Here is a 25,950-nt window from a genome sequence, read left to right as displayed (position 1 = left end):
CCGGGCATAGGCTTACAGAGGCTCGTTGGCCTCTTCCTCGAAGGCTGCGAACAGCGGTTCTTCTTCGATGATGTCTTCCTGGGCGACGATTTCGGCGTCTACCAGGCCACTGGCGATTTCACGCAGGGCGACCACGGTCGGCTTGTCGTTTTCCCACGCCACTTTCGGCTCTTTGCCGCCGGTGGCGATCTGACGAGCGCGCTTGGTGGCGAGCATGACCAGCTCGAAGCGGTTATCGACGTTGTCCAGGCAGTCTTCAACGGTAACGCGGGCCATGGTGTTCCTCGTAGCGAATGCAAAAATTAGCTGGGCCCGAATGGGCGAGCGGACTGAATAGTCTAGAAAAACGCCAGCATTAAGGGAAGCGAAACTCGCCGAGAGGCACAAGTTCGCGGCGCAAGAGGGGATTTTCGCCGCCCAAAGGACGGTTTTCAGCCGTTCATGCGCCCGTGGCCTAGGCCAGCAGTTCGTTCAGCAAGCCCAGATGGCGCTCCTGTTGCGACGGCTGCAGCAACTGGTTGGCGCGGAAGATCGCTTTCAGGTCGCTGAGCGCGTGGGAAAAGTCATCGTTGATCACCAGGTAATCGTATTCGACATAATGGCTCATTTCGCTGACCGCTTCGCGCATGCGGCGCTCGATGATCTCGCCGCTGTCCTGGCCGCGGCTGGTCAGGCGGTGGCGCAGCGCTTCGCGCGTTGGCGGCAGGATAAAGATCGACTTCGCCTTGGGCATCAGGCGGCGCACCTGCTGGGCGCCTTGCCAGTCGATCTCCAGGATCAGGTCGATACCTTCGGCCAGGGTCTTCTCCAGCGCGCGCTGCGAGGTGCCGTAGAAATTGTCGAACACTTGCGCATGCTCGAGAAATTCGCCGCGCTCGAGCATGGCGGTGAACTGCGCGTGATCCACGAAGTGGTAATGCACGCCGTTAGCTTCACCTGGGCGCATGGCGCGGGTGGTGTGCGACACCGACACGCGAATGTGCGGCTCGCTGTCGATCAGCGCGTTCACCAGGCTGCTCTTGCCGGCGCCCGAGGGGGCGGAAATGATGTACAGCGTGCCGCTGGTGGTGCTCATGGATCTGTCCTGAAACGGATTGAATTCGGAAAGGCGCCTCGGCGCCTCTATCTGGCTTGCAAAAAACCTCAGCGAGGCAGCGAATTTTTACGGCCTTACTCGATGTTCTGCACCTGCTCGCGCATCTGCTCGATCAGCACCTTGAGGTTGACCGCGGCCTGGGTGCTGCGCGGGTCAAACGCCTTGGAGCCGAGGGTGTTGGCTTCGCGGTTGAGTTCCTGCATGAGGAAATCCAGGCGGCGGCCTGCCGCGCCGCCGGCTTTCAGCACGCGGCGCACTTCGCTGACGTGGGTGTTGAGGCGGTCCAGCTCTTCGGCCACATCACTCTTCTGGGCGAGCATCACCAGCTCCTGCTCCAGTCGCTGCGGGTCGAGCTCGGCCTGCATTTCGCGGCAACGCTCGAGGATCTTCTGGCGTTGCGCTTCGAGCATTTGCGGCACCAGCTCACGCAGGGCGGCCACCTCCTCAAGCATGCTGTCGAGGCGTTCATTGAGCAGCTTGGCCAGCTCGGCGCCTTCGCGGCCGCGGCCATTCTTCAGTTCGTCGAGGGCGTCGCCGAACAGCGCCAGCGCAGCCTTGTTGAGCGCTTGCGGGTCGCTGCCATCGGCCACCAGCACGCCGGGCCAGCCCAGCACTTCCAGCGGGTTCAGCGGCGCGGGCTGCTTGATCAGGGTCGCGACGGTTTCAGCGGCGGCAATCAGTTGGGTGGCCCGTTCGCGATCGACCTGCAGTGGCTTGCCGGTGCTCTCTTCGCTAAAGCGCAGGGTGCATTCCACCTTGCCGCGCGACAGGCCCTGACGCAGTGCTTCGCGGACCGCGCCTTCGAGGTCGCGGAAGGCTTCCGGCAGGCGCAGATGGGGCTCGAGGTAGCGGTGGTTGACCGAACGCAGCTCCCAGCTCAGGGTGCCGTTGGCACCTGCCTGCTCGGTGCGGGCGAAGGCTGTCATGCTGTGGATCATGCGGCTTACCTCAGGTTGCGGCGGGGCAAAGGTGACGATTGTAGCGCAGTGCGCCGGTGGCTCCCAAACGCCGCGCGGCGCCATCGGGCGGTCGCGGTCGCGGCCCGGTGGCAACAGCCCCTATAATGCGCGGCAGATTCTACTCGAGAGCAGGTATTTTGATGAAACGTCCCAGTGGCCGCGCCGCCGATCAGTTGCGTTCGATCCGCATCACTCGCAACTACACCAAGCATGCCGAGGGTTCGGTGCTGGTGGAGTTCGGTGATACCAAGGTGATTTGCACCGTCAGCGTCGAGCAGGGCGTACCGCGCTTTCTGAAAGGCCAGGGCCAGGGTTGGGTGACCGCCGAGTACGGCATGCTGCCGCGCGCCACCGGCGACCGTAACCAGCGTGAAGCCAGCAAGGGCAAGCAGGGCGGTCGGACCCTGGAAATCCAGCGGCTTATCGGTCGCTCGCTGCGCGCCGCGCTGGACATGAGCAAACTGGGCGAAAATACCCTGTATGTCGACTGCGACGTGATCCAGGCCGACGGCGGCACCCGCACCGCATCGATCACCGGTGCCATGGTGGCGCTGGTCGATGCCCTGAAGGTGATGAAGAAACGTGGCGGCCTGAAAGGCGGCGACCCGCTCAAGCAGATGATCGCTGCCGTTTCCGTGGGCATCTACCAGGGTGAGCCGGTACTCGACCTGGATTACCTGGAAGACTCCGCGGCCGAGACCGACCTCAACGTGGTGATGACCAGCACCGGGGGCTTCATCGAGGTGCAGGGCACTGCCGAAGGCGCGCCTTTCCAGCCCGCTGAACTGAATGCCATGCTGGCCCTGGCGCAACAGGGCATGGGCGAGCTGTTCGCCCTGCAGCAGGCTGCACTGGCCGAATGACCGGCCTTTGACCGAGGAGAGCCGTGATGGATGAACGTGACACTGTAACGCCTGCCGAGCCCGACAAGGACGCGCGTCAGTGGGCGATGATCTGCCACTTCGCCGCCGCCCTCGGCTTCGTGTTCCCCTTCGGCAACCTGATCGGTCCGCTGGTGGTTTGGCAGATCAAGAAGGAGCAGCACGCCTTTATCGACGAACAGGGCAAGGAAGCGCTCAACTTCCAGCTGACCGTGGCCATCGCCGGCATTGTCTGCCTGCTGCTGATGCTGGTGCTGATCGGCTTCCTGCTGATGGGCCTGTTGTGCATCGGCACCGTGGTGCTGACCATCATCGGCGGCATCAAGGCCGGTGAGGGAAAGCCCTACCGATACCCGTTCTGCCTACGGTTGATTAAATGATCAGCGCCTGATCGAAGAAAAAGCCAGCTCATTGCTGGCTTTTTTGTTGAAGTGTAACCAGGTGTTGATTCGATTGTGGGCGACTTTTAAGCTCTGCGGCGAAATTGCCTTATTGCGCTCACAAGGACGCCCATGATCCCCATCAACCCTCTGGCCATGATGCTCGGATCGCTGTTCCTGCTGGTCTCGGTGATTTGCGCTGCGGTGTTGGCCGGTTTGATCGTCGCGTTGCTGAATCAACGTGCCAGACGCTTCATCTTCGCGCGCGGCTGGTGGTTCGGGTTGCTTGGCGTGTTTCTCGCCGCAGGTAGCTTGCCGACCTTCGAGTTCGTGCGCTGGCAGTTCAATCACTGGCTCGACCAGCGTGCGCTCAACCCTCGCCTGAATTCCGAGCAGGTGCTCGGTGATTTGCTGTTGCCGGCTGGCACGCAAGTGCGCATCGAGCGCCTGGAACCGTTCAGGAACCTCAGCGGCGACACGCTGCCCGGTGGTTTGCAAAGCCTGCAGCGCGCGCAGTTCGATGGCGAGCCCGCTGTGGTACGCGGCGCCGCCGTGCGCAGCCTTGAGCTGGGCGACACAACCGGCGAGGCAAAGCTGGTTGAGGCGGCCCGGCTGGGTGGTTGGCTTTGCTCGGCAGAGGCCGCTGTCACCTTCCGATATTCATCCGCTGAGCGCTTCAACCCCAAGGTATGGCAGCTGGAAAGTTGCACGCTGGCGCCTGGAAGCGAGGTGGCCGGTGTTACCTGGGCACAACCGATGGCAGTGCACGCCGTGGAAAATCGTCGCTGGCAGCTGGAGCCCGGGGATGCACCCGTGCGTTTTCAGGGCCTGAACCTACGCCTATGGAATCTGTGGCTCGATGGTCCTTATGGCCAGCTGCAGGATTGGCAGGGCGAGCTGGTGGAGCCCTTGCAGTTGGGCAGCATGCATTACCCGGCAGGTACTCGGGTGCGGGCGTTTCACGGCAATCTGCTGTTCAGCCCAATCGCCGAGGCGCCCGCTGTCGATCAGCGTGACGGTAAGCCCCTCGAAGCCGACCTGTCGGTGGAGCAGACTGCCGATGGTGAGGTGCTGGGCACTCACCGCAATGGGGACGTGGGCGTGATCGACTGGTTCAAGGTCGCGCCGTGATGCCTGCCTAGCTGCGATCGGCCAGTACGCCGATCAGGAACATCACCACCAGCAACACCGGTGCCAGGGTGTAGTTGTTGAAATGGCCGAGCAACTGGGTCAGCAGGGGCGTCAGGTAGACCAGCGCCAGGCCGTAGCCGACCACGCAGACCGCGACGAATATCAGGGTGCGCAGCACGAAGTTAAGGCTGCCGATGCGGCCCTGTATCCAGGCGTTGATCGCCGGGCCGAACAGCACCAGCAGGGTGGCCATGAGCCCCAGGGAAATCTCGCTGAGATGGCCACGGCTCCAGCGTGACACGGTGGCGATCAGGTCCAGCACATAATCCATGGTTGCTCCTCTGGCATGACGATTGAATCCTGCTGCCTGGGATCATCCGACGCGGCTTTGGTTCGCGGGCACCGGTGATTCAGGGCAGAAAGTACTGCAGCAGATCATTGAGAAACAGCTGGCCTTCTCGGGTCGCTGCCAGGCGTGTCGGGTCCTTGTGCAGCATGCCGCGTTGCTCGACCTGAGCGCGCGCCTCTGCCAGGTGGTCGAGGGGCAGGCCGGTGCGCTGGCTGAACAGCTCAGCGGCGCAACCATCGCTCAGGCGCAGCACATTGATGAGGAACTCGAACGGCAGCTCATCGACGGTGAGGACGCGCTCGCCAGCGCTGTATCGCTTGGCGGGGTCGAGGTAATCCTTGGGCAGGCGGGTTTTCCAGGTACGGCTGATGCGCCCGTCCGGCGTGCTCAGCTTGCCGTGGGCGCCGGCGCCAATGCCGAGAAAGTCGCCAAAGGTCCAGTAGTTCAGATTGTGCCGCGCCATGCGCTCGGGCTGGGCGTAGGCCGAGACTTCGTACTGGGCATAGCCGTGTTCGGCAAGCAGGGCCTGGCCGGCTTCCTGGATGTCCCACAGGGTGTCGTCTTCGGGCAGCACCGGTGGCTGGTTCCAGAACACCGTGTTGGGTTCCACCGTCAGCTGATACCAGGACAGGTGCGCAGGTGCCTGGGCGATGGCGATGCGCAGGTCGCCCAGGGCGTCGTCCAGGGACTGATCCGGCAGGCCGTGCATCAGGTCCAGATTGAAATTGTCGAAGCCGGCGGCGCGGGCCATGTCGGCGGCGCGCACGGCTTCATCGCCATCATGGATACGCCCCAGGGCCTTGAGTTTTTCCGCCTGGAAGCTCTGCACGCCGATCGACAGGCGATTGATGCCAAGGCGTCGGTACGCGGCGAATTTCTCCTGCTCGAAGGTGCCCGGGTTGGCCTCCAGGGTGATCTCGATATCGCCGGCGAACGGGATGCGTCGCTCCACGCCTTCCAGCAGGCGGCCAAGGGCCTTGGCAGAAAACAGGCTGGGTGTGCCGCCGCCAAAGAAGATCGAGGTCAGCGGCCGGCCATAAGCCTGCTGCAGATCACTGTCGAGGTCGGCGAGCAGCGCATCGACGTAGGCCTCTTCCGGCAGATTGGGGCCGGCGGCGTGGGAGTTGAAGTCGCAGTAGGGGCACTTGCGCACGCACCAGGGAATATGGACGTACAGGGCCAAAGGGGGCAGCTGGAACACGGGCTTTTGGATCACGGCAGGGTGGTTGCGGGGCGCTATCGTGGCACGAGTTGGGCAAACTGCCAAAGCGCGTGGACGAAACGCCCCATTTGGAACCGCTTATAAACCCAGACGCTGCTTGAGCAACTGCATGGCAATGGCGCGGTGGCTGAGCTGGTTCTTGTCGGCCGGTGACAGTTCGGCGCTGGAGCACTGGCGCTCCTCGACCCAGAACAGCGGGTCGTAGCCGAAACCGTGCTCGCCACGGGCTTCGTGGAGGATGCGACCGTGCCACAGGCCTTCGCAGAGGATCGGCAGCGGGTCGTCGGCATGCCGTACCAGGGCCAGGCAGCAGACGAACTGGGCGCCGCGCTCGGCGTCCGGCACCTCCTTGAGGGCGGCCAGCAGCTTGGCGTTGTTGGCGGCGTCGCCCTGGCCATCGGCGTAGCGGGCCGAGTAGATGCCCGGCGCGCCGCCGAGAAAGTCCACCGCCAGGCCGGAGTCGTCGGCCAGCGCCGGCAGGCCGGACAGGCGCGAGGCGTTGCGGGCCTTGAGGATGGCATTCTCGACGAACGACAGGCCGGTTTCCTCCGGTTCCACCTGGCTGAACTCACCAACCGAGCGCAGGCGCACACGGTCGCCGAGCATGGCTTGCAGTTCCTTGAGTTTGCCGGCGTTGTGGCTGGCGAGGACGAGTTCTGGAAAAGGCATCATGGCTCCGGAAAGAGTTCCTGGTTGAAGTCCAGGCGCTGGCCGTTCACCTGCAGGTTGAACAGCAGCACTTCACGGGATTCGATGGGAAACTGCGCCAGGTAGGAAACGAATTCGCCCTCGCGCTGTTCGACGAAGGTCAGCGCCTGGCCATGGCCCAGCACGTTCTTCACCTCGCCGCTGATCTCTGCTGCCGTCGGCTTGCCGCCGCGCAGCACGCTGATATTCAACACCCCCAGCTTGGCGCTGCGCACCAGGCCGCTGGCCTGGGCGATCTGCGGTTGCAGGTAGTTGGCGTTGAAGGCGCTGTAATGCACCTGCAGATCGCCAAGGCGCTGCATGCGTTCAGCGGCAGTGGCCGACAGGCTCACGGTCAGCACGATCAACATGGCGAACAGGCGCATGGGGTGGCCTAGTTGGCGATGCGCACGTCGTGCGCGTTGTGGCCGCTGATGCGGTAGATGCCGATCTCGCCAAACAGGTTTGGCCAGCTGCGGCTGGCCCAGCCATGCCGGTGCTCGCGGTCCACGGCCAAGCGGTCGAGCACCCGGGCGCTCTGCTGATGGCACAGGCGTTCGAAGTCTTCGAAGGTGCAGAAGTGGATGTTCGGCGTGTTGTACCAGGTGTAGGGCAGGAAGTCCGACACCGGCATGCGGCCCTTGCTGGCCAGGTACCAGCGGCAGCGCCAGTGGCCGAAGTTGGGAAAGGTGATGATGCAGGTCTTGCCGACGCGCAGCATCTCGGCCAGCACCTTGTCGGGAAAGTGCAGCGCTTGCAGCGACTGGGTCATGACCACCACGTCGAAGCTGTCGCTGGCGAAGTTGCCCAGGCCCTCGTCGAGGTTCTGCTCGATGACGTTGACGCCCTTGCCGATGCACTGGGCGATCTTGTCCGCGTCGATCTCCAGGCCGTAGCCGGTGACCTGCTTGTTGGCGCCCAGCCAGGCGAGCAGTTCGCCGTCGCCGCAGCCCAGGTCGAGGACGCGGCTGCCGGCTGGAATCCATTCCTGGATGATCTCTAGGTCGGCTCGCATGCTTACACCTCGATCCGTTTCATGTAGCTGGCAAAACCCTGCAGATAGCGGGGAATCGGCATCAGGAAAGCGTCGTGGCCCTGGGGTGCGTCGATTTCCAGGTAGCAGACGTTCTTGCGAGCGGCGAGCAGGGCGTCGACGATCTCCCGCGAGCGGGCCGGCGAAAAGCGCCAGTCGGTGGTGAATGACATCACGCAGAAATCCGCCTTGGCCTTGGCCAGGGTTTTGGCCAGGTCGCCATCGTGTTCGGCGGCCGGGTCGAAGTAATCCAGCGCCTTGGTCATCAGCAGATAGGTATTGGCATCGAAGCGCCCGGAGAACTCTTCGCCCTGGTAGCGCAGGTAGCTCTCGACCTGGAATTCCACGCTGTGGAAGTCGTAGTTGAGCTTTTCGTTCTTCAGGCCACGGCCGAATTTCTCGCCCATGGCGTCATCGGACAGGTAGGTGATGTGGCCGACCATGCGCGCCAACATCAGGCCGCGCTTGGGAATCACCCCCTGGTCCTGGAAGTGCCCGCCGTGGAATTCTGGGTCGGTGAGAATCGCCTGGCGCGCCACTTCGTTGAAGGCGATGTTCTGCGCCGACAGTTTCGGCGCCGAGGCGATGGCCAGGCAGTGGCGCACGCGGTCGGGGTAGCTGATCGTCCACTGCATGGCCTGCATGCCGCCCAGGCTGCCGCCGATCACCGCTGCCCACTGCCCGATGTCCAGCAGGTCGGCCAGGCGCGCCTGGCTGTTGACCCAGTCTTCCACGGTCATCACCGGAAAGTCGGCGCCGAACGGTTTGCCGGTCGCCGGGTTGAGGTCCGACGGGCCGGTCGAGCCGTTGCAGCCGCCGAGGTTGTTGAGGCTGACGACGAAAAACTTGTTGGTATCGATCGGCTTGCCCGGGCCGATGCAGCTGTCCCACCAGCCCGGCTTGCGGTCGTCGGCGCTGTGGTAGCCAGCGGCATGATGATGGCCGGACAGCGCGTGGCAGATCAGCACCGCGTTGCTGGCGCTGGCGTTGAGCTCGCCGTAGGTTTCGTAGGTCAGCTGGTAATCGGCCAGGCTGCGCCCGCAGGCCAGCGCCAGTGGCTCGGCAAAACGGGCGATCTGCGGCGTTACCAGGCCAACGGAGTCTTGAGGAAAAACAGTCGACATCGACTCTGCTCGGCTAAGAAAAGGGATGTAGGAAAGTGCAGCAGTCTAAAGAGCGCGCCTGTCAGCGGCAAGGAAACTGCTGGCCGCGCTAGCCGAGCCCACTAGCGGCGGCATCTGGGGGCTATTCGGCATTGCCGACCGGGCGCGGCATGCCCTTGAGGGTGACCACCTTGGCCTGGCGCTGGATGGGCGCCGGCCGGCGCATCACGCGCAGCATGTCGCCGGCCTGGGCCAGCTGCCCCTTGAGCTCCTCGGCATACTGGGCCAGTTGCTGGTGGCGCTGGCGACCGTGCTGGGTGTCCTGGGCCAGGGCCTTGAGGCGCAGCATGTGGCCCTCCAGCAACTGCTTGTGCTCCAGGCTGTGCTGCATCAGCGGCATCAGTGCCTCGTCGGCCCAGCGCTCGGCATCGCGGCGCAGCCGGCGGTGCAGGCCGATGACTTCCTGCACCAGGGTGGCGAAGAAGCGCCGGCTGAGGCTGCGCTGTTCGGTCAGCAGCGCTTTGAGGCCCAGGCGGAAACGGTCGGCCTTCTTCTGCAGATGGCGCAGCTCGCGCACGTAGTCGGTCAGCTCGAAGCGTGGTGCATCGACCGCCTGCAGCGGGTTTTCCTCGTTGTGCCGGCGGTAGATGGCCTCGACCATGCGGTTGGCCATGTCGGCGTCGTGGGCCAGGCTGTGCAGGTCATCCTCGACGGCGGTGAAGAAATTCAGAATCGACTGGTTGATGCCCAGCGTCGTCCAGGCGCCGTTGAGCTGGCGGCGCAACTGGGCAAGGTGCGCCTCGAGTTTCTCTGCCTGGGCCGAGGTCTTCAGGCGTTCGCCCTGGTTACGCAGCAAGCGCTGATTGGTGCGCAGCGCCACCAGGCGCTTGTGGTGCAGGGTGTGGTCGTCCTTGGTACGGCTGGTCAGCTCCATGAGCATCTGGCCGTTGTCCTGGCGACGGCCGTCGAGCAGCTGCAACTGCTCGTTGACCTTGGCCAGGCGCAGACCGAGCACGTGCTGGCTGTTGTTGAGCATGGCCAGCACCTGGCGCACCACGCGCTCTTCGAGCAGCTGTTCCTTTTGCGCGACGATGCGCTCGCAGAGCAGCGTCTCGAGCTCGGCCATCTGGCTGCGTGCCAGCAGCGCCGGATCCTTGCGCACCTTGGCGAGCAATGCCTGTTTGGCCGACAACGGCAGAATGTCCCGGGCCGCGATGCCCAGGTGACGGGCCGCCTGCATGCGCACCCGCTCGATGGCATTGGCGACGAAGGTATCGCCGGCCAGGTCGTCCCACAGCACGTCGATCTTGTTCAGCACCGCGTACAGGCAGCCCTGGCGCTCTTCGTCGAGCGGCTGCACGTGTTGCTGCCAGATATCCAGGTCGCTGGCGGTGACCCCGGTATCGGCGGACAGCAGGAAGATCACCGCCTGGGCGCTGGGCAGCATCGACAGGGTCAGCTCCGGCTCGCAGCCCAGGGCGTTGAGGCCCGGCGTGTCGAGAATGCGCAGGCCCTGGCGCAGTAGCGGGTGATCGAAGTTGACGATGGCATGGCGCCAGGCCGGCACCAGCACCTGGCCGGATTTGTCGGTGCTTTCCAGGTTGTCCGGGTGAAAGCCCAGGCTGATGGCCTTCTCCACCGGCATGGCCTTGCTGGCGGCGACCTGTGCGAAGGCCTTGGCCATGCTTTCCGGGTCGCGGGTGTCCAGGGTGATACTCACCCAATGGCGCGGCGTGCGCTTGAACTGCGCCACGCTGGCCTCGGCGATCCGCGTCTCGATCGGCAGCAGGCGGATGTACGGCTGCTCGGAGCCCGGATCGAAGAGAATTTCCGTGGGGCACATGGTGGTGCGCCCAGCCTGGGACGGCAGCAGGCGCTGGCCGTATTCGGAGAAGAACAGGCTGTTGATCAGCTCGGTCTTGCCGCGGGAGAACTCGCCGACGAACGCCAGGGTGATGTGGTCAGTGCGCAGCAGGCGCAACGCTCGCTCCAGGCGCGCCTCCACGCCTTCGCTGCTCAACCGGTTATGGGCCAGCCAACTGCGGTAGCGGGTGATCTCGCGGACCAGTTCGCGCTTCCAGGCGACATAGGCATCGACCTGCTCACTGAGACGTTCCATGCTCATTGGTGGGTTCCCTGACAGGGCATCGGCGTTGATGCGGGCTGCCGAGCATTATGCGAGGGCACAGGGCCACGTCAATGGCACTGTGTCGCAATGGCACCTGATGGTCGTTCAGGACGGGCGAGCGGTCAGGCCGAGTTCGGCCGGCAATGTGGCGGGTGCCTGGATGCGCACGCGCTTCTGGCGGCTTTGCTGGCCGTTTAGCAGAGTGACCTGGCTCTTGGCGACGCCGAAGGCTTCGGCCAGAAAGGCCAGCAGGTGGGCATTGGCCTTGCCGTCCACCGGCGGGGCGGTGAGGCGGATCTTCAGGCGTTCACCGTGCAGCCCGGCGAAGGCATCGTTGCTCGCCTTGGGCTGCAGGTGGCAGTCGAGTATTAGCGCATCGCCGTCCCAGCGGTAGAAACTCATCGATTTCTAGAACCTGTTCATGATCTCGCGAGCTAGAGCCCTACAAGGCAAAAACAGGCGAGGACGCGGAGTTTACGAGTTGTAAATGAGCAGTCCGAGCCTGTTTTTAACGCAGTAGGGCCGACGCGCAGCAGATCATGAGAGCTTAGATCGCCAGACTCAGGCCGCTGAACATACCGGTGCTGATCGCCAGGTTGCGGATCACCAGCATGTCGATCAGGTTGAGGATCAGGAATGCCACGATCGGCGACAGGTCCAGGCCGCCCAGGTTGGGCAGGATGCGGCGGATCGGTGCCAGCAGCGGTTCGCAGATCTGGTTGACCAGCAGGGCCGCCGGGTTATGGGTGCCCTGGGCGACCCAGGAGAGGATCACGCTGATGATCAGGGCGAAGAAGAACACCTTGAGCAGCAGGGCGGTGACGCCAATGATCGACCACACCAGGATCAGCAGCGGATCGCCGACGCCGACGCCCATCAACATCAGGGTCAGGGCCATCAACACGAACTGCACGATCAGCGCCAGCACCAGCGAGGCCAGGTCGAGGCCGCCGATGCTGGGGATGATGCGGCGCAGCGGCTTGAGCAAAGGGTGGGTGGCGCGCACGATGAACTGGCTGAGCGGGTTATAGAAGTCCGCGCGGACCAGTTGCAGGATGAAGCGCAGCAGCACGATCAGCAGGTAGAAGCTGCCGATGGTCTGCAGGATGTAAATGGCTGCGGTGTTCAGACCGATCATTGATTGTCTCCTTATTGACCCAGTTGTTCGGCCAGCTCGGCCGAGCGCCCGTCGGCGGCGTTGACGGCCTGCTCGACCAGGGCTGCGAAGCCGCCAGCCTGGAATGTCTTGATGGCCGCTTCGGTGGTGCCGGCCGGCGAGGTGACGCGGCGGCGCAGCTCGGCGGCATCGACGTCGCTGTTCAACGCCATCTGCGCGGCGCCCAGGGCGGTTTGCAGCGTCAGTTTGGCAGCGACGTCGCGAGGTAGGCCGAGCTTCTCGCCGCTGGCGGTCATTGCCTCGATCAGCAGGAAGAAGTAGGCCGGGCCGCTGCCGGACACGGCCGTGACCGCGTCGATCAGTTTTTCCTCGTCCAGCCACACCGCCATGCCGACAGCGCCCAGCAACTGTTCGGCCTGCTGGCGTTGTTCGGCGCTGACCTGCGCATTGGCATACAGGCCGCTGGCGCCCAGGCGCAGCAGCGACGGCGTGTTGGGCATGCAGCGCACGATGGCGCGCTTGCCCAGCCAGTTTTCCAGGCTGGCGCTGGTGATGCCGGCGGCGATGGAGACGATCAACTGGCCGGCCTGCAGGTGGGGCGCCAGATCGACACAGACGTCCTTCATCACCTGCGGCTTGACCGCCAGTACGATCACCTCCGCGTCACGGCAGGCCTCGGCATTGCTGGCTACCACCTCGACACCGTGCTCGGCGGCGATCTTCTCGCGCTGCTCGGCGCCACGGTCGCTGGCGCGAATGGTGCTGGCCGGTACGCCCTGGGCGAGCAGCCCGCCGATCAGGCTGGCAGCCATGTTGCCGGCGCCGATAAAGGCGATGCGGGGAGTGGTCATGGTGGGGTTCCTATCGGGATAGTCGAAATCGGGGGATTCAGGCCTTGCCATAGTCGCGTTCGCCGAACAGCGCGGTACCGATGCGCACCCAGGTGGCGCCCTCGGCGATGGCCGCTTCGAGGTCGTGGCTCATGCCCATGGACAGGGTGTCGAGATCGAGGTTCAGGCCGTCCCGCAAGGCGCGCAGGCGGGCGAATGCCGCACGCTGCTGGGCCACGTCGTCGGTGGGCTCGGGAATTGTCATCAATCCGCGCAGGCGCAGGTTGGGCAGTCTTGTAACCGCCTGTGCCAGCGCCATGAGTTCGTCCGGGTGGCAGCCGGACTTGCTGGCTTCGCCGCTGACGTTGACCTGCAGGCAGATGTTCAGCGGCGGCAGCTCGGCCGGGCGCTGGGCACTCAGGCGTTCGGCGATCTTCAGGCGGTCCACCGAATGCACCCAGGCGAAGTGCTCGGCGATGGGGCGGGTCTTGTTGGACTGGATAGGGCCGATGAAATGCCAGGTCAGCGGCAGGTCGGCGAGCAGCGTCTGCTTGTCCAGTGCTTCCTGCAGGTAATTCTCGCCAAAATCCTGCAGACCGGCCGCGTGCGCTTCACGAATGGCCGCGGCGGGCTTGGTCTTGCTTACGGCAAGCAGGCCAATGGATGAAAAATCCCGCTGCGAGGCTTGCGCCGCCTCACGGATCCGCACACCGACCTTTGCAATATTCTCTGCTATCGTGGACATTACCTGCGCCTGCCGCCTGAGCGTTTCTGCGGGCCCCACGGTGGTCTGCCAAGGGCGTGCTCGCGCAGCCGCCTGGTGATCCCCCAAGGCCCCCATCCTTAAGTTACGCGGCATTCTACCGTCATTAGGGAGTCCCATGGATATCACCGAGCTGCTGGCCTTCAGCGCCAAGCAAGGCGCGTCGGACCTGCACCTTTCAGCAGGCTTGCCGCCGATGATCCGGGTCGACGGCGATGTGCGCCGGATCAACCTGCCTGCTCTGGATCACAAGCAGGTGCACGCGCTGATCTACGACATCATGAACGACAAGCAGCGCAAGGACTTCGAAGAGTTCCTGGAGACCGACTTCTCCTTCGAGGTGCCCGGCGTGGCGCGCTTCCGGGTCAACGCCTTCAACCAGAACCGCGGCAGTGGCGCGGTATTCCGGACCATTCCGTCGAAAGTGCTGAGCATGGAAGACTTAGGCATGGGCGAGATCTTCAAGAAGATCTCCGACGTGCCGCGCGGGCTGGTGCTGGTGACCGGGCCGACCGGTTCGGGCAAATCCACCACCCTGGCGGCAATGCTCGACTACATCAACAGCAACAAGTACCACCACATTCTTACCGTCGAAGACCCGATCGAATTCGTTCATGAATCGAAGAAATGCCTGATCAACCAGCGTGAAGTGCACCGTGATACCCACGGCTTCTCCGAAGCCCTGCGCTCGGCGCTGCGTGAAGACCCGGACATCATCCTGGTCGGTGAGATGCGCGACCTGGAAACCATCCGCCTGGCGCTGACCGCTGCGGAAACCGGTCACCTGGTGTTCGGCACCCTGCACACCACCTCCGCCGCCAAGACCATCGACCGGGTGGTCGACGTGTTCCCGGCCGAAGAGAAATCCATGGTTCGCTCCATGCTCTCCGAATCCCTGCAGGCGGTAATTTCCCAGACCCTGCTGAAAAAGATCGGCGGCGGCCGGGTAGCGGCCCATGAAATCATGATCGGCACCCCGGCGATCCGTAACCTGATCCGCGAAGACAAGGTGGCACAGATGTACTCGGCCATCCAGACCGGCGGTGCGCTGGGCATGGAAACCCTGGATGCGTGCCTGAAAAGGCTGGTGTCCAAAGGCCTGGTCAGCCGCGAAAGTGCTAGAGAAAAAGCCAAGACCCCCGAAAACTTCTGAGAATCTATTCACGATCAGCTGCGCGTCGGCGCTACTGCGTTAAAAACAAGCTCGGAATGCTCATTTACCACTTGTAAACTCCGCTTCCTCGCTTGTTTTTGCCTTGTATCGCTCTAGCTCGCAAGATCGTGAACAGATTCTTGGCCCGGCAGGCGGGTATACACCCGCCGGCAATTGAACATCGCGCCAGCGCATTTAGGTAAGCATCCATGGAATTCGAGAAACTGTTGCGCCTGATGGTCGAGAAAGGTGGTTCCGACCTGTTCATCACCGCTGGCGTGCCGCCGTCGATGAAGGTCAACGGCAAGATCATGCCGGTGACCAAGACGCCACTTTCGCCGGAAATGACCCGCGAAACCGTGCACGGGGTGATGAACGAGCAGCAGCGCCGCGATTTCGCCGAGAACCATGAGTGCAACTTCGCCATCAGCGCCCGGGGTATCGGCCGCTTCCGGGTCAGCGCCTTCTACCAGCGCAACCTGGCTGGCATGGTGCTGCGCCGTATCGAGACCAACATCCCGACGCTCGATGACCTCAAGCTGCCGGAAATCCTCAAGAAGCTGGCGCTAACCAAGCGCGGCCTGGTGCTGTTCGTCGGTGCCACCGGTACCGGCAAGTCCACCTCGCTGGCGGCAATGATCGGCTACCGCAACAAGAACAGCAGCGGCCATATCATCTCCATCGAAGACCCGATCGAGTACATCCACCAGCACCAGAACTGCATCGTCACCCAGCGTGAAGTGGGCATCGACACCGACTCCTTCGAAATCGCCCTGAAAAACACCCTGCGCCAGGCGCCCGACGTGATCCTGATCGGCGAGGTGCGCACCCGCGAGACCATGGATCACGCCGTGGCCTTCGCCGAAACCGGCCACCTGTGCCTGGCTACCCTGCACGCCAACAACGCCAACCAGGCGCTGGACCGGATCATCAACTTCTTCCCGGCCGATCGGCAGAACCAGGTGTGGATGGATCTGTCGCTCAACCTCAAGGCCATCGTCGCCCAGCAGCTGATCCCCACGCCCGATGGCAAGGGCCGCCGTGCGGTGATCGAGGTGCTGATCAACACGCCGCTGGCCGCCGACCTGATCCGCAAGGGCGAGGTGCACGAGCTCAAGGCGCTGATGAAGCGCTCCACCGAGCACGGCATGCAGACCTTCGACCAGGCGCTCTACAACCTCTACAGCCAGGGCGAGATCACCTACGAAGACGCCCTGCTGTATGCCGACTCGGCCAACGACCTGCGCCTGATGATCAAGCTCGGCTCGGAAACCGATGGCGAACACCTGACCACCGTGTCCCAGGGGCTGTCATTGGAAATCAGCGACGAAGATCAGGGTCGGCGCTTTCGTTGAGCGCTGGTTACCTCGGTGGCCGATAAGAACAAACCCGCTTCGGCGGGTTTTCTGTTGCCTTGCTGATAGCGCGCAGCAACCCTGTGCGGTTCATTGCCGCACCGGCAGCACTTTCTCGGCGTCCGCGCTGATACGCTTTCCAGGCCGGGCTGCCACCGCCTCGGCCTGGCCATCGACCTGGGCGCCGGCCCGGGCCTGGCTCATCAGGCGGGGAATCAGCGGGCCTTCCGGCAGGTTGCGCCAGAAGCGCACCGGCATATTGGTTTCCAGCACGCTGCGGTTGAGCCGCGCCGGGTTGAAGGTGCTGCCGTAGTAGGCCAGCCACATCGCTTCGTTGCGGTCGTCGGTGCCCTGGGCCAGGCGTTGCCACTCCGGCGGGCAGGGGTTGGCGTGCTGCAGTTTCTCACCGTCCCAGTACACGCCATCGTCCGGCGTGGCGATCAGCCAGGTCTGCCGGCCGAGGCGCTCGGCGAAATGCCCCGAGGCGCTGGCCAGGATGTCGTGGGCCGGTTCGTGCCACGCCACCAGTTCCGGCCCTCCTGCAGTCGCATCCCGCGGTTTGAAGCGCAGGAAGGCATGCAGGTGGTGCGCTTCACGACGCACCGCCTTGAGGCGGGCGTGCAGTTCGCTGCCGTCGATATCGCCCGCCAGCATGGCGGCATGGTCACCGTTGGCGACGCGCCAGAGAATGCGGTACAGCAAGGCCCAGCGCTGCGCACAGCGAAAACGAGCGGCGCTTTCCAGTTGTTCGATCAGGGCGCGCGGAACCCGTACGGGTCGGTCGGCAGCCGCGGCGGGTTGAGGCGCTTCCAGCCCGGCGAAGAGATCCTGGTTTTCCTGGCTGTCCTGCACCCAGCTCAGTTGATGCGGCGCCATGCCTTGGCGCAATTGCGCTCGGGCAGCATCCCGCCAGCCGGCGAAGCTGCCGTCGAAGTGCACCGCGTGCATCACCAGAGCCCCATCTGTTGCGGCGCTTCGCTCAATTGTTGGCGCAGCACCAGGGATTCACGGGTCGCCTGAGCCGGGCGGTAATCCTGGGTGACGATGAATGGTTTGGCTTTTTCCAGCACGCAGCGCAGGCGGCCGACGTCCGCAAAACGGATGCGCTTCTGGCGGCGCAGTGCGACCAGGCGCTGGGCGCTGAGCACGCCGATGCCGGGAATGCGGGCGATCAGTGTGACGTCGGCGCGGTTCAGATCGACGGGGAAGTGCTGGCGGTTGTTCAGCGCCCAGGCCAGCTTGGGATCGATATCCAGGGCCAGGTTACCGGGGCCGTCGAGCAACTCGGTGGCCTTGAAGCCGTAGCCGCGCATCAGAAAGTCCGCCTGATACAGGCGGTGCTCGCGCAATAGCGGCGGTGCCTCGAAGGGGACGGTATTGGGGCTTCCCGGAATTGGGCTGAACGCCGAGTAGTAGACGCGCTTGAGACGAAAGTCACCGTACAGCGACTGGGCGGTGTGCAGGATGGTGCTGTCGTCGGTGGTGTCGGCACCGACGATCATCTGCGTGCTTTGCCCGGCCGGTGCGAAGGCCGGCGCGCGCTTCTCGCTGTCGGCCTCATCCACGCCATTACGGATGGTGCCCATGGCCTGCTTGATCGGCGCCACGCTCTTTTCCGGCGCCAGGCGGATCAGGCTGGTTTCGGTGGGCAACTCGATATTCACGCTGAGGCGATCGGCATAGCGGCCGGCTTCGGCGATCAACTCCGGCGAGGCGTCAGGGATGGTCTTGAGGTGGATGTAGCCGCGAAACTCATGCTCCTCGCGCAGCAGCTTGGCGACCCGGTTGAGCTGCTCCATGGTGTAGTCCGCCGAGCGAATGATGCCGGAGCTGAGAAATAGCCCGCTGATGCAGTTGCGGCGGTAAAAATCCAGGGTCAGGGTGACCACTTCCTCGGGTGTGAAGCGCGCGCGGGGCACGTCACTGGAGCGACGGTTGACGCAGTACTGGCAGTCGTACAGGCAGAAGTTGGTCAGCAGGATCTTCAGCAGTGCGACACAGCGCCCGTCGGGCGTGAAACTGTGGCAGATGCCCATGCCATCAGTGGCGCCCATGCCGCTCTGGCCTTTCGAGCTGCGCTTGGGAGCACCGCTGCTGGCGCAGGACACATCGTATTTGGCGGCGTCGGCAAGTACGGTAAGCTTTTCGATCAATTCCATGGGTACGATTCGATAGCTGTATTTATGTACAGTATCGGGCAGGCTTCAGGCGCCCGCAAGGTCGTCTCGTCGGTGAAAGGCGAAACCAGCGCCGCCGTCATGGATCGAAGTGAATCAACCTTTCTTTCTGGAGAATCTGATGCAGCGTCCTGATACCCACAGCAAGATCATCGGCTACCTGCTGTGGATCTTCGGCTTCCTGGGAGCGCACCGCTTCTATTACGGCAAGCCGGTGACCGGCACCATCTGGTTCTTCACCCTGGGCCTGCTGTTCATTGGCTGGATCATCGACCTGTTCCTGATTCCGGCGATGGATCGCGAGGCGGACCTGCGTTTCACCTCCGGGCGGATCGACTACAACGTCGCCTGGATCCTGCTGACCTTTCTGGGCATCTTCGGCGCGCACCGCATGTACCAGGGCAAGTGGATCACCGGGATTCTCTACCTGCTGACCGGCGGGCTGTTTCTGGTCGGCGTGCTCTACGACCTGTGGACGCTGAACAATCAGGTGTCGATCGAGAATGCACGTATCGGATAAGGTTGCTGGAAGGTGAAGCCAGGCATCGCTGCCGGCCCTTGTGGGGCGATAGGGATGCCTGGTTGATGCGGATTATTTCGCGGGCATGGCCCGCTCCCACATGAGCCGGTGGTAGATCAGCCTTGGAAGCTGATATGCCCGTCCACCAGGGTGTAACGCACCTGACCCGGCAGGCAGTGGCCGAGGAACGGGCTGTTGCGGCCCTTGGAGTACCAGCTCTCACCGGCCACGGTGGAGGCTTGCGGATCGAACAGCAGAATATCTGCCGCATGGCCAGCTTTGAGCTGACCTGCCGGCAGGCGTAGCGCCTGGGCCGGGCCGCTGCTCAGGCGTGCGAGCAGGGTCGGCAGATCGAGCAGGCCGTCCTGTACCAGGGTCATGGCCAGCGGCAGCAGCAGTTGCACACCACTCATACCGGGTTCGGTTTCACCGAACGGCGCCAGTTTGGCGTCGAGCTCGTGGGGCTGATGATGGCTGGAGATGGCGCTGATCACGCCGCTCTTCACCGCTTCGCGCAGACCGTCGCGATCGGCACGGGTGCGCAGCGGCGGCTGCACGTGGTAGAGGCTGGAGAAGTCGATCAGCGCTTCGTCGGTGAGGATCAGCTGGTACAGCGCCACGTCGGCGGTCACCGGCAGGCCGCGGGCCTGGGCATCGGCGATCAACTGGGCGCCACGGGCACTGGTCAGCTGGCTGAAGTGCGCGCGCACGCCGCTCTGCTCGACCAGCAGCAGGTCGCGGGCCAGGGCCACGGTCTCGGCGGTTTCCGGGATGCCCGACAGGCCGAGGAAACTGGCCGTGGCGCCTTCATGGGCCAGGCCGCCTTCGGCGAGGTAATGATCCTGGGAGTGGAAGATCACCGTAAGGTCGAAAGTGGCGGCGTATTCCAGGGCGCGGCGCAGGGTGCGCGCGTTGCGGAAGTTGTTCAGGCCGTTGCCGAACGCCACGCAGCCGGCATCGCGCAGGGCGACCAGTTCGGCAAGCTGCTCGCCGTCGAGCCCCTTGCTCAGGGCACCGATGGGGAACACCTTGGCATGCCCGGCTTCGCGGGCGCGGTCGAGGATCAGTTCGGCCACTGCCGAGGTGTCCAGTACCGGTTTGGTGATCGGTGGGCAGCACAAGCTGGTGACGCCGCCGGCCGCGGCGGCCAGGGTTTCGCTGGCGATACTGCCCTTGCGGCTGTAGCCGGGTTCGCGCAGGGCGACGGACAGGTCGACCAGGCCGGGCGCGGCGACCAGGCCGCTGGCTTCCAGGGTCTGCTCGGCTTCGAAGCCCGCCGGGGCCTGGCCGATAGCGCTCAGCTTGCCGCCTTCTATATACAGATCGGCGACCTGATCGAGGCCGCTGCTCGGGTCGATGACGCGGGCGCCGAGGATACGGGTTCGCATCAGTTGTGCTCCTCAGCGTTGAGTTGGCGTTGCGCGTTCTGGCCGCTCATGGCCATGGACAGCACGGCCATGCGGATGGCGATGCCGTAGGTGACCTGGTTGAGGATCACCGACTGCGGGCCGTCGGCCACCGCCGACTCGATCTCCACGCCACGGTTGATCGGCCCCGGGTGCATGACCAGGGCGTCGGGCTTGGCCAGCTTCAGGCGCTGTTCGGTCAGGCCGAACAGGCGGTAGAACTCGCCCTCGCTGGGCAGCAGGCCGCCGGTCATGCGCTCGCGCTGCAGGCGCAGCATGATCACCACGTCGACATCCTTGAGGCCTTCATTGGCGTCGCTGAACACCCGCACGCCGTAGCTTTCTTCCAGGCCGATGGGCAGCAGGGTCTTCGGCGCGATCACGCGGATGTCCGGGCAGCCGAGGGTTTTCAGTGCCAGCATGTTGGAGCGCGCCACCCGCGAATGCAGGATGTCGCCGACGATGGCCACCGAAAGGTTCTCGAAGCTGCCCTTGTGGCGACGGATGGTCAGCATGTCGAGCATGCCCTGGGTCGGGTGCGCATGGCGGCCGTCGCCACCGTTGATGATCGCCAAGTTCGGGCAAACGTGCTCGGCGATGAAGTGCGCGGCGCCGGAGCCGGCATGGCGCACCACGAAGATGTCGGCGGCCATGGCTTCCAGGTTGCGCAGGGTGTCGAACAGCGTCTCGCCCTTGCTGGTCGAACTGGTCGACACGTTGAGGCTGATCACGTCGGCCGACAGGCGCTGGGCTGCCAGCTCAAAGGTGGTGCGGGTACGCGTGGAGTTCTCGAAGAACACGTTGCACACGGTCTTGCCGCGCAGCAGCGGGACCTTCTTCACGGCGCGTGCGCCGACTTCCAGGAAGGAGTCGGCGGTGTCGAGGATTTCCGTCAGCAGCTCGCGGGGCAGGCCGTCGAGGGACAGGAAATGGCGCAACTGGCCCTGGTCGTTCAGTTGCAGCGGGCGCTTGGCATCGAGTGCGGTCATTGCGGACGGCCTTGGTCGGAAAGCGTCTGGAGTTCGAGGGTGAAGGGCGCGGGGCCGGACAATTTTACCCGCTGATCGGCTGCCAGCGACAGCGTCGCGCCGACCACGTCGGGGCGAATCGGCAACTCGCGGGCATCCAGGTCGAGCAGGCTGACCAGGGTCACGCTGGCTGGGCGGCCATAGTCGAACAATTCGTTCAGCGCCGCGCGGATGGTGCGTCCACTCATCAGTACGTCGTCGATCAGCACCAGGTGCTGGCCTTCGATCTCGAACGGCAGTTCGGACGGTTGCACCTGGGGGTGCAGGCCGTTCTGGGTGAAGTCGTCGCGGTAGAAGGAGACGTCCAGCACGCCCAGCGGCTCGTCACGGCCCAGTTGCTCCAGCAGCGCCTGAGCCACCCACACGCCGCCGGTGCGGATGCCGATGAAGCGTGGCGTGGCGATCTGCCGGCGGTTCAGGTGGCTGTTCAACGAGGCGGCCATCTGCGGCAGTAGTTCGGCGGGGTTGGGTAGGCTCATCTAAAGCTCCTTGTGGCCGGGACTGCTCAGCCCGGGCTGTTTTCTTCCAGCCAGCCCTGCAGCAACAGGGCGGCAGCCAGGGCGTCGACCGGGCGCTGGCGGTAACCGCCGGTCTGCCCCTGTTGCAGGCGCTCGCCCTTGGCGGCGTAGGTGGTCAGGCGTTCGTCGTGGGTGAAGACCGGCAGGTTGAAACGGCCATTGAGGCGGCGGGCGAACTTCTCGGCGCGCTCGCTCATGTCGCTCGGTGTGCCGTCCATGTTCAGCGGCAGGCCAACGACGATGGCATCGGGTTGCCATTCCTTGATCAGCGCCTCGACCTTCTGCCAGTCCGGCACGCCATTCTGTGCCTTGAGGATGCACAGTTCGCGGGCCGAACCGGTGATAGGCTGGCCGACGGCGACGCCGATCTGCTTGGTGCCGTAGTCGAAGCCAAGCAACAGGCGCAGGGATTGTTTATCGACTTCGGCCATCAGGCGTGCCCCGCCTGGGCGGTAAGCAGGTTGAGGTCGATGCCGAGCAGCGCCGCGGCAGCGCCGAGGCGCTGGTCGTAGGGCGTCTCGAAGAGAATTGCCTGGTCTGCCGGGCAGCTCAGCCAGGCATTGTCGGCCAGCTCTGCCTCCAGCTGGCCGGCGCCCCAGCCGGCATAGCCGAGGGCAATCAGATGATTGGCCGGGCCGTGGCCTTCGGCAATGGCGAACAATACGTCCTGGGAGGTCGACAGGCTCAGTTCACCGAGGTCCACGGTGGCCTGGAAATGTGGGCCTTTGGGATGCAGCACGAAGCCGCGATCGGTCTGTACCGGGCCACCGCTGAAGATCGGCAGGCTCTGGCAGAGCACCGCAGGCTGGCTATCGGGGCGCAACTGCTCGAGCACGTCTGCCAGGTTCAGGCCGTTGGGGCGATTGATCACCAGCCCCATGGCGCCCTGATCGTTGTGATCGATCAGGTAGATGACCGTGTGCGCGAAATTCGGATCGTCCATGTGCGGCATGGCGATCAGAAAATGATGCTTGAGAATGCTCGGGCTGGCGTCTTTCATGGCCGCTAGTTTGAAGCTGCGCGGCGCAAGCTACAAGCTGCATGTACGGCCAAGGAACGCTAGGCCCTGTCAATTGCTCGACAGGCGGTCGCCGCGTTCGAAGCGCCAGGTGCGGATGATCTCCAGGCGGTCGATGTCGGCCAGGTCGCCGGTGAAGGGAGCATAGGGCGCGGCCAGACGGACGATGCGCATGGCGGCCTGGTCGAGCACCTGCTCGCCGGAGGATTCCAGCACCATCACTTCATACAGGCTGCCGTCGCGGTTGATCGACACCAACAGGCGCAGGCTGCCGTGGATCTGCCGGCGCCGCGCGTCGTCCGGGTAGTTGAGGTTGCCGATGCGCTCGACCTTCTTGCGCCACTCGTCCTTGTACCAGGCGCCCTTGTCGCGCATCGTTGAGGCAGCGTTGAGGCGGTGGATCTTCGGCCGCTTGGCATACTGCTGCACCTGATCGGACAGCTCGGCTTCCAGGCTGGCGATCTCGGCGGACAGTTGCGCGCTGTCGAAGGATGGCGCCTCCGGGCTCGGCGGCGTCGGCTTGGTTTCCTCGCGCTTGGCCGGCGCCTTTTGCGCCTGGGGCGCGCGGGTGGTCACTGCGGCTTTGGGGGCCTCGGGCTTCACCGCCGGTGGCGGCGGCGCGGCGGCGGGCGTCACCTTGCGCACTTCGGTGTCCTGGAAAGGCGCTTGCTCGGTGGTGGTCGGTGCCGCCTTCTTGTCGAGGGTGCCGCTGCCCTGCTGGTTGTCCTGGGCGAGGAAATCCGCCTCCTTGGGCTTTTCATCGCTCTTGAAGGTGGACAGGGTGATTTCCAGGGTCTTGCTGATCTGCCCGGGCTCGGCAAAGGTAAAGCCCACGCCGAGAATCAGCGCGGCGTGCAGCACCGCCGCCAGGAACAGGGTGAACCCCAGCCGATCCGCCGGGCGAACGCCGGAGGGGGTGAGATCGGGTGGGGTGGCTGTGGCGTTCATCACTATCTGTCGTCAGGGTCTGTCAGCGGTTCGGCACGGGCGTGCTGAAACGTCAGCAGACCCTGGGTTGCCGCGCAGTCTGCCGAGGCGATGTGCAAAAGTCTATGAAGCACTCCGCGCATTGAGCTTTTCGGCAATCTTGTCCATCAGCTGTTCGCCGATGCGCGTGTCGAAGGCCGCATCGATCTCACGAATGCAGGTCGGGCTGGTGACATTGATCTCGGTAAGGCGGTCGCCGATCACGTCCAGGCCGACGAACAGCAGGCCGCGCTCGCGCAGGCTCGGGCCCACCGCTGCAGCGATCTCGCGATCACGTTCGGTTAGCGGTCGCGCTTCGCCGCGGCCACCGGCGGCCAGGTTGCCACGGGTTTCGCCGCTGGCCGGAATGCGCGCCAGGCAGTAGGGCACCGGTTCACCGTCTATCATCAGAATGCGCTTGTCGCCGTCGACGATGGCCGGCAGGTAACGTTGCGCCATGATCTGCTGGCTGCCGTGGGCGGTGAGGGCTTCGAGGATCACCGAGAGGTTGGGGTCGCCTTCGCGGTGACGAAAGATCATCGATCCGCCCATTCCATCGAGGGGTTTGAGAATGATGTCACGGTGCTGTCGCGCGAAATCGCGCAGAATGTCGGGTCTGCGGCTAACGATGGTTTCCGGCGTGAACTGCGGGAAGCGCGTGGCAAAGAACTTCTCGTTGCAGTCGCGCAGGCTCTGGGGGCGGTTGACCACCAGGGTCCCGGCTTCCTCGGCCTGTTCGAGCAGGTAGGTTGAATAGACGAATTCGTTATCGAAGGGCGGATCCTTGCGCATCAGGATCACATCCAGTTCGGCCAGGGGCATGTCCTGCTCTTCGCCGCACTCGAACCAGTGCTGGGGATTGGCGAACACCTTGAGCGGGCGGGTACGGCCGCGAGCCACACCGGCGGCCTGGTAGAGATCCTTCTGCTCCATATAGAAGAGGCTCCAGCCGCGTGCCTGGGCAGCCAGCAGCATGGCCAGCGAGCTGTCCTTCTTGTAGGCGATCTGTGCGATGGGATCCATGACGATGCCGAGCCGAACGCTCATTGAGGTATCTCCGTAGAGGGCGGTGCGAAGCAGCCGCGAAGGTAGCAGGGATGGGCGCCAAGGGTGGCGCTGACGGGGCCGGTGGTCAAGGGCGACCAGGCCGATGGCTTGCATGTGGAGAGTGTGCTAAAAAGGCCCAGCGATGGGCCGGGGCCATTGGTTTCAGGGCCTCCGGCGCACTGGATATGGCGTAATACAACGACTCACCGTAGTGGTGGCAGGGCAGACATGGAACAGCATTCGGAAGGCTTGAGGGTGATGGTGATCGACGATTCGAAGACGATTCGTCGTACAGCGGAAACCCTGCTGAAAAAGGTGGGCTGTGATGTGATCACCGCTGTGGATGGCTTCGATGCCCTGGCGAAGATCGCCGACACCCGTCCGAACATCATCTTCGTCGACATCATGATGCCGCGTCTCGATGGCTATCAGACCTGCGCATTGATCAAGAACAACAGTGCCTTCAAGTCCACGCCAGTTATCATGCTGTCGTCCAAGGACGGTCTGTTCGACAAGGCCAAGGGGCGCATCGTCGGTTCTGATCAATACCTGACCAAGCCATTCAGCAAGGAAGAGCTGCTCGGCGCGATCAAGGCCCACGTGCCGGAGTTCTCTCCGGTCGAGCAAGCGTCCTGACGCCCGGCTGTCGCTATAACCGCCTCTTCTTCATGTATTGGGAAACATCATGGCTCGAATTCTGATTGTTGATGACTCGCCGACCGAAATGTACAAGCTGACCGCCATGCTGGAAAAACACGGGCATCAGGTACTCAAGGCCGAAAATGGCGCCGACGGCGTCGCCCTGGCACGCCAGGAAAAACCCGATGTGGTGCTGATGGATATCGTCATGCCTGGGCTCAATGGCTTCCAGGCTACCCGGCAACTGACCAAGGATGCCGAAACCAGTCACATCCCGGTGATCATCGTCACCACCAAGGACCAGGAAACCGACAAGGTCTGGGGCAAGCGCCAGGGCGCCAAGGATTACCTGACCAAGCCGGTGGACGAAGCTACGCTGCTGAAAACACTCAACGCGGTGCTCGCAGGCTAAGCCGCGCAGCACGACACGACATAACAAGAAGG

At 64.0% G+C, this 25,950-nt stretch carries 31 protein-coding genes; 8 read left to right on the top strand and 23 right to left on the bottom strand.

The features are described 5' to 3' along the window. Nucleotides 1-12: 12 nt before the first annotated feature. The 3 genes from rpoZ to BM154_RS15275 form a co-directional block, all read right to left on the bottom strand. On the bottom strand, nucleotides 13-276 hold the full coding sequence (rpoZ, locus tag BM154_RS15285) for a DNA-directed RNA polymerase subunit omega (RefSeq protein WP_013789418.1): 264 nt from the start codon (nucleotides 274-276) through the stop codon (nucleotides 13-15). A gap of 178 nt (nucleotides 277-454) precedes the next feature. Then, the gene (gmk, locus tag BM154_RS15280; RefSeq protein WP_074885785.1) at nucleotides 455-1,075 is read right to left on the bottom strand and encodes a guanylate kinase; all 621 of its coding nucleotides are present in this window, start codon (nucleotides 1,073-1,075) and stop codon (nucleotides 455-457) included. A 95-nt stretch (nucleotides 1,076-1,170) separates the two neighbouring features. Further along, nucleotides 1,171-2,034, bottom strand: a complete 864-nt coding sequence (locus BM154_RS15275) for a YicC/YloC family endoribonuclease (protein ID WP_074885782.1) — start codon at nucleotides 2,032-2,034, stop codon at nucleotides 1,171-1,173. Nucleotides 2,035-2,195: 161 nt separating this feature from the next. Here BM154_RS15275 and rph point away from each other — a divergent pair, with 161 nt between their 5' ends. From rph to BM154_RS15260, 3 genes are all read left to right on the top strand, one after another. Further along, on the top strand, nucleotides 2,196-2,918 hold the full coding sequence (gene rph, locus BM154_RS15270) for a ribonuclease PH (protein WP_074885778.1): 723 nt from the start codon (nucleotides 2,196-2,198) through the stop codon (nucleotides 2,916-2,918). A gap of 26 nt (nucleotides 2,919-2,944) precedes the next feature. Continuing rightward, a complete protein-coding gene (locus BM154_RS15265) occupies nucleotides 2,945-3,316 on the top strand; it encodes a DUF4870 domain-containing protein (protein ID WP_074885775.1) in 372 nt (123 codons plus the stop codon). Nucleotides 3,317-3,448: 132 nt separating this feature from the next. Beyond that, nucleotides 3,449-4,447 (top strand): hypothetical protein, encoded by a 999-nt coding sequence (locus tag BM154_RS15260; protein WP_074885772.1) that lies wholly within the window; start codon nucleotides 3,449-3,451, stop codon nucleotides 4,445-4,447. Nucleotides 4,448-4,454: 7 nt separating this feature from the next. Here the strand turns inward: BM154_RS15260 and BM154_RS15255 are convergent, their stop codons facing one another. From BM154_RS15255 to BM154_RS15205, 11 genes are all read right to left on the bottom strand, one after another. Further along, on the bottom strand, nucleotides 4,455-4,778 hold the full coding sequence (locus BM154_RS15255; RefSeq protein WP_070885853.1) for a DUF3392 domain-containing protein: 324 nt from the start codon (nucleotides 4,776-4,778) through the stop codon (nucleotides 4,455-4,457). Between the two features lie 79 nt (nucleotides 4,779-4,857). Then, nucleotides 4,858-6,012 carry a radical SAM family heme chaperone HemW gene (gene hemW / locus BM154_RS15250; protein WP_139225467.1) on the bottom strand — a complete coding sequence of 385 codons (1,155 nt, stop codon included), beginning with the start codon at nucleotides 6,010-6,012 and terminating at the stop codon, nucleotides 4,858-4,860. An 84-nt stretch (nucleotides 6,013-6,096) separates the two neighbouring features. Then, complete coding sequence (rdgB, locus tag BM154_RS15245) at nucleotides 6,097-6,690, bottom strand: RdgB/HAM1 family non-canonical purine NTP pyrophosphatase (RefSeq protein WP_074885769.1); 594 nt, start codon at nucleotides 6,688-6,690, stop codon at nucleotides 6,097-6,099. After that, nucleotides 6,687-7,091, bottom strand: coding sequence for a DUF4426 domain-containing protein (locus BM154_RS15240; protein ID WP_139225466.1), 405 nt, complete (start codon nucleotides 7,089-7,091; stop codon nucleotides 6,687-6,689). The genes rdgB and BM154_RS15240 overlap by 4 nt, the downstream gene beginning before the upstream one ends. 8 nt (nucleotides 7,092-7,099) lie before the next feature. Continuing rightward, on the bottom strand, nucleotides 7,100-7,720 hold the full coding sequence (gene metW / locus BM154_RS15235) for a methionine biosynthesis protein MetW (protein ID WP_074885767.1): 621 nt from the start codon (nucleotides 7,718-7,720) through the stop codon (nucleotides 7,100-7,102). Nucleotides 7,721-7,722: 2 nt separating this feature from the next. Next, the gene (gene metX / locus BM154_RS15230; protein ID WP_074885765.1) at nucleotides 7,723-8,862 is read right to left on the bottom strand and encodes a homoserine O-succinyltransferase MetX; all 1,140 of its coding nucleotides are present in this window, start codon (nucleotides 8,860-8,862) and stop codon (nucleotides 7,723-7,725) included. A 121-nt stretch (nucleotides 8,863-8,983) separates the two neighbouring features. Continuing rightward, on the bottom strand, nucleotides 8,984-10,966 hold the full coding sequence (locus tag BM154_RS15225) for a dynamin-like GTPase family protein (protein ID WP_074885761.1): 1,983 nt from the start codon (nucleotides 10,964-10,966) through the stop codon (nucleotides 8,984-8,986). 108 nt (nucleotides 10,967-11,074) lie between these two features. Then, nucleotides 11,075-11,371 carry a DUF167 domain-containing protein gene (locus BM154_RS15220; protein ID WP_074885758.1) on the bottom strand — a complete coding sequence of 99 codons (297 nt, stop codon included), beginning with the start codon at nucleotides 11,369-11,371 and terminating at the stop codon, nucleotides 11,075-11,077. Between the two features lie 145 nt (nucleotides 11,372-11,516). Further along, entirely contained in the window at nucleotides 11,517-12,107 is a 591-nt protein-coding gene (locus BM154_RS15215; protein WP_074885755.1) for a YggT family protein, read from the bottom strand. A gap of 11 nt (nucleotides 12,108-12,118) precedes the next feature. Then, complete coding sequence (gene proC, locus BM154_RS15210; RefSeq protein WP_074885752.1) at nucleotides 12,119-12,937, bottom strand: pyrroline-5-carboxylate reductase; 819 nt, start codon at nucleotides 12,935-12,937, stop codon at nucleotides 12,119-12,121. Nucleotides 12,938-12,974: 37 nt separating this feature from the next. Then, entirely contained in the window at nucleotides 12,975-13,661 is a 687-nt protein-coding gene (locus BM154_RS15205) for a YggS family pyridoxal phosphate-dependent enzyme (RefSeq protein ID WP_074885749.1), read from the bottom strand. A gap of 136 nt (nucleotides 13,662-13,797) precedes the next feature. On the opposite strand from BM154_RS15205, the gene BM154_RS15200 reads away from it, so the two are divergent. Beyond that, a complete protein-coding gene (locus BM154_RS15200) occupies nucleotides 13,798-14,832 on the top strand; it encodes a type IV pilus twitching motility protein PilT (protein WP_070885862.1) in 1,035 nt (344 codons plus the stop codon). Nucleotides 14,833-15,041: 209 nt separating this feature from the next. Then, a complete protein-coding gene (locus BM154_RS15195; RefSeq protein ID WP_074885745.1) occupies nucleotides 15,042-16,187 on the top strand; it encodes a PilT/PilU family type 4a pilus ATPase in 1,146 nt (381 codons plus the stop codon). A 90-nt stretch (nucleotides 16,188-16,277) separates the two neighbouring features. Here BM154_RS15195 and BM154_RS15190 read toward each other — a convergent pair whose 3' ends face one another. Together BM154_RS15190 and BM154_RS15185 are read right to left on the bottom strand one after the other, a co-directional pair. Next, nucleotides 16,278-17,135, bottom strand: coding sequence for a TIGR03915 family putative DNA repair protein (locus BM154_RS15190; protein WP_074885742.1), 858 nt, complete (start codon nucleotides 17,133-17,135; stop codon nucleotides 16,278-16,280). Then, on the bottom strand, nucleotides 17,135-18,346 hold the full coding sequence (locus BM154_RS15185) for a putative DNA modification/repair radical SAM protein (RefSeq protein WP_074885739.1): 1,212 nt from the start codon (nucleotides 18,344-18,346) through the stop codon (nucleotides 17,135-17,137). The genes BM154_RS15190 and BM154_RS15185 overlap by 1 nt, the downstream gene beginning before the upstream one ends. 139 nt (nucleotides 18,347-18,485) lie before the next feature. Here BM154_RS15185 and BM154_RS15180 point away from each other — a divergent pair, with 139 nt between their 5' ends. Further along, complete coding sequence (locus BM154_RS15180; protein ID WP_074885737.1) at nucleotides 18,486-18,884, top strand: NINE protein; 399 nt, start codon at nucleotides 18,486-18,488, stop codon at nucleotides 18,882-18,884. A 116-nt stretch (nucleotides 18,885-19,000) separates the two neighbouring features. Here the strand turns inward: BM154_RS15180 and BM154_RS15175 are convergent, their stop codons facing one another. From BM154_RS15175 to gshB, 7 genes are all read right to left on the bottom strand, one after another. Then, the gene (locus tag BM154_RS15175; RefSeq protein ID WP_074885734.1) at nucleotides 19,001-20,272 is read right to left on the bottom strand and encodes a dihydroorotase; all 1,272 of its coding nucleotides are present in this window, start codon (nucleotides 20,270-20,272) and stop codon (nucleotides 19,001-19,003) included. Beyond that, nucleotides 20,272-21,279 carry an aspartate carbamoyltransferase catalytic subunit gene (locus BM154_RS15170; protein WP_013789441.1) on the bottom strand — a complete coding sequence of 336 codons (1,008 nt, stop codon included), beginning with the start codon at nucleotides 21,277-21,279 and terminating at the stop codon, nucleotides 20,272-20,274. Before BM154_RS15170 ends, BM154_RS15175 begins: the two co-directional genes overlap by 1 nt. Then, entirely contained in the window at nucleotides 21,276-21,797 is a 522-nt protein-coding gene (gene pyrR, locus BM154_RS15165) for a bifunctional pyr operon transcriptional regulator/uracil phosphoribosyltransferase PyrR (RefSeq protein WP_074885731.1), read from the bottom strand. Before pyrR ends, BM154_RS15170 begins: the two co-directional genes overlap by 4 nt. Nucleotides 21,798-21,823: 26 nt before the next feature. Then, entirely contained in the window at nucleotides 21,824-22,267 is a 444-nt protein-coding gene (gene ruvX, locus BM154_RS15160; RefSeq protein ID WP_074885728.1) for a Holliday junction resolvase RuvX, read from the bottom strand. Further along, nucleotides 22,267-22,836 carry a YqgE/AlgH family protein gene (locus BM154_RS15155; protein WP_074885726.1) on the bottom strand — a complete coding sequence of 190 codons (570 nt, stop codon included), beginning with the start codon at nucleotides 22,834-22,836 and terminating at the stop codon, nucleotides 22,267-22,269. The genes ruvX and BM154_RS15155 overlap by 1 nt, the downstream gene beginning before the upstream one ends. Nucleotides 22,837-22,905: 69 nt before the next feature. After that, nucleotides 22,906-23,802 carry an energy transducer TonB gene (locus tag BM154_RS15150; protein WP_074885723.1) on the bottom strand — a complete coding sequence of 299 codons (897 nt, stop codon included), beginning with the start codon at nucleotides 23,800-23,802 and terminating at the stop codon, nucleotides 22,906-22,908. Between the two features lie 102 nt (nucleotides 23,803-23,904). After that, nucleotides 23,905-24,867: a glutathione synthase gene (gshB, locus tag BM154_RS15145; RefSeq protein ID WP_074885721.1), complete on the bottom strand. Its 963-nt coding sequence runs from the start codon at nucleotides 24,865-24,867 to the stop codon at nucleotides 23,905-23,907. Nucleotides 24,868-25,095: 228 nt separating this feature from the next. Between gshB and pilG the strand changes: the two genes are divergently transcribed. Beyond that, entirely contained in the window at nucleotides 25,096-25,503 is a 408-nt protein-coding gene (gene pilG, locus BM154_RS15140; protein ID WP_074885718.1) for a twitching motility response regulator PilG, read from the top strand. A 49-nt stretch (nucleotides 25,504-25,552) separates the two neighbouring features. Next, a complete protein-coding gene (pilH, locus tag BM154_RS15135) occupies nucleotides 25,553-25,918 on the top strand; it encodes a twitching motility response regulator PilH (protein WP_013789448.1) in 366 nt (121 codons plus the stop codon). Nucleotides 25,919-25,950: the final 32 nt, after the last annotated feature.

This window comes from Phytopseudomonas argentinensis, assembly GCF_900113905.1.
Classification (GTDB): domain Bacteria; phylum Pseudomonadota; class Gammaproteobacteria; order Pseudomonadales; family Pseudomonadaceae; genus Aquipseudomonas; species Aquipseudomonas argentinensis.
The sequence above is the reverse complement of the archived record's forward strand: the minus strand, read 5'-3'. Positions and strand labels throughout refer to the sequence as shown.

What these genes read in the sequence shown, in the direction of transcription:
- pilG (WP_074885718.1), top strand. Translation starts at nt 25,096, where the DNA reads ATGGAACAGCATTCGGAAGGCTTGAGGGTGATGGTGATCGACGATTCG.
- ruvX (WP_074885728.1), bottom strand. Translation starts at nt 22,267, where the DNA reads ATGGCCGAAGTCGATAAACAATCCCTGCGCCTGTTGCTTGGCTTCGAC.
- pilH (WP_013789448.1), top strand. Translation starts at nt 25,553, where the DNA reads ATGGCTCGAATTCTGATTGTTGATGACTCGCCGACCGAAATGTACAAG.
- BM154_RS15195 (WP_074885745.1), top strand. Translation starts at nt 15,042, where the DNA reads ATGGAATTCGAGAAACTGTTGCGCCTGATGGTCGAGAAAGGTGGTTCC.
- gshB (WP_074885721.1), bottom strand. Translation starts at nt 24,867, where the DNA reads ATGAGCGTTCGGCTCGGCATCGTCATGGATCCCATCGCACAGATCGCC.
- BM154_RS15265 (WP_074885775.1), top strand. Translation starts at nt 2,945, where the DNA reads ATGGATGAACGTGACACTGTAACGCCTGCCGAGCCCGACAAGGACGCG.
- BM154_RS15190 (WP_074885742.1), bottom strand. Translation starts at nt 17,135, where the DNA reads ATGCACGCGGTGCACTTCGACGGCAGCTTCGCCGGCTGGCGGGATGCT.
- rpoZ (WP_013789418.1), bottom strand. Translation starts at nt 276, where the DNA reads ATGGCCCGCGTTACCGTTGAAGACTGCCTGGACAACGTCGATAACCGC.
- BM154_RS15150 (WP_074885723.1), bottom strand. Translation starts at nt 23,802, where the DNA reads ATGAACGCCACAGCCACCCCACCCGATCTCACCCCCTCCGGCGTTCGC.
- BM154_RS15275 (WP_074885782.1), bottom strand. Translation starts at nt 2,034, where the DNA reads ATGATCCACAGCATGACAGCCTTCGCCCGCACCGAGCAGGCAGGTGCC.
- pyrR (WP_074885731.1), bottom strand. Translation starts at nt 21,797, where the DNA reads ATGAGCCTACCCAACCCCGCCGAACTACTGCCGCAGATGGCCGCCTCG.
- BM154_RS15205 (WP_074885749.1), bottom strand. Translation starts at nt 13,661, where the DNA reads ATGTCCACGATAGCAGAGAATATTGCAAAGGTCGGTGTGCGGATCCGT.
- BM154_RS15260 (WP_074885772.1), top strand. Translation starts at nt 3,449, where the DNA reads ATGATCCCCATCAACCCTCTGGCCATGATGCTCGGATCGCTGTTCCTG.
- BM154_RS15185 (WP_074885739.1), bottom strand. Translation starts at nt 18,346, where the DNA reads ATGGAATTGATCGAAAAGCTTACCGTACTTGCCGACGCCGCCAAATAC.
- rdgB (WP_074885769.1), bottom strand. Translation starts at nt 6,690, where the DNA reads ATGATGCCTTTTCCAGAACTCGTCCTCGCCAGCCACAACGCCGGCAAA.
- BM154_RS15155 (WP_074885726.1), bottom strand. Translation starts at nt 22,836, where the DNA reads ATGAAAGACGCCAGCCCGAGCATTCTCAAGCATCATTTTCTGATCGCC.
- BM154_RS15240 (WP_139225466.1), bottom strand. Translation starts at nt 7,091, where the DNA reads ATGCGCCTGTTCGCCATGTTGATCGTGCTGACCGTGAGCCTGTCGGCC.
- BM154_RS15175 (WP_074885734.1), bottom strand. Translation starts at nt 20,272, where the DNA reads ATGCGAACCCGTATCCTCGGCGCCCGCGTCATCGACCCGAGCAGCGGC.
- BM154_RS15215 (WP_074885755.1), bottom strand. Translation starts at nt 12,107, where the DNA reads ATGATCGGTCTGAACACCGCAGCCATTTACATCCTGCAGACCATCGGC.
- BM154_RS15220 (WP_074885758.1), bottom strand. Translation starts at nt 11,371, where the DNA reads ATGAGTTTCTACCGCTGGGACGGCGATGCGCTAATACTCGACTGCCAC.
- BM154_RS15200 (WP_070885862.1), top strand. Translation starts at nt 13,798, where the DNA reads ATGGATATCACCGAGCTGCTGGCCTTCAGCGCCAAGCAAGGCGCGTCG.
- rph (WP_074885778.1), top strand. Translation starts at nt 2,196, where the DNA reads ATGAAACGTCCCAGTGGCCGCGCCGCCGATCAGTTGCGTTCGATCCGC.
- proC (WP_074885752.1), bottom strand. Translation starts at nt 12,937, where the DNA reads ATGACCACTCCCCGCATCGCCTTTATCGGCGCCGGCAACATGGCTGCC.
- metW (WP_074885767.1), bottom strand. Translation starts at nt 7,720, where the DNA reads ATGCGAGCCGACCTAGAGATCATCCAGGAATGGATTCCAGCCGGCAGC.
- BM154_RS15225 (WP_074885761.1), bottom strand. Translation starts at nt 10,966, where the DNA reads ATGAGCATGGAACGTCTCAGTGAGCAGGTCGATGCCTATGTCGCCTGG.
- BM154_RS15180 (WP_074885737.1), top strand. Translation starts at nt 18,486, where the DNA reads ATGCAGCGTCCTGATACCCACAGCAAGATCATCGGCTACCTGCTGTGG.
- gmk (WP_074885785.1), bottom strand. Translation starts at nt 1,075, where the DNA reads ATGAGCACCACCAGCGGCACGCTGTACATCATTTCCGCCCCCTCGGGC.
- BM154_RS15170 (WP_013789441.1), bottom strand. Translation starts at nt 21,279, where the DNA reads ATGACCGCACTCGATGCCAAGCGCCCGCTGCAACTGAACGACCAGGGC.
- BM154_RS15255 (WP_070885853.1), bottom strand. Translation starts at nt 4,778, where the DNA reads ATGGATTATGTGCTGGACCTGATCGCCACCGTGTCACGCTGGAGCCGT.
- metX (WP_074885765.1), bottom strand. Translation starts at nt 8,862, where the DNA reads ATGTCGACTGTTTTTCCTCAAGACTCCGTTGGCCTGGTAACGCCGCAG.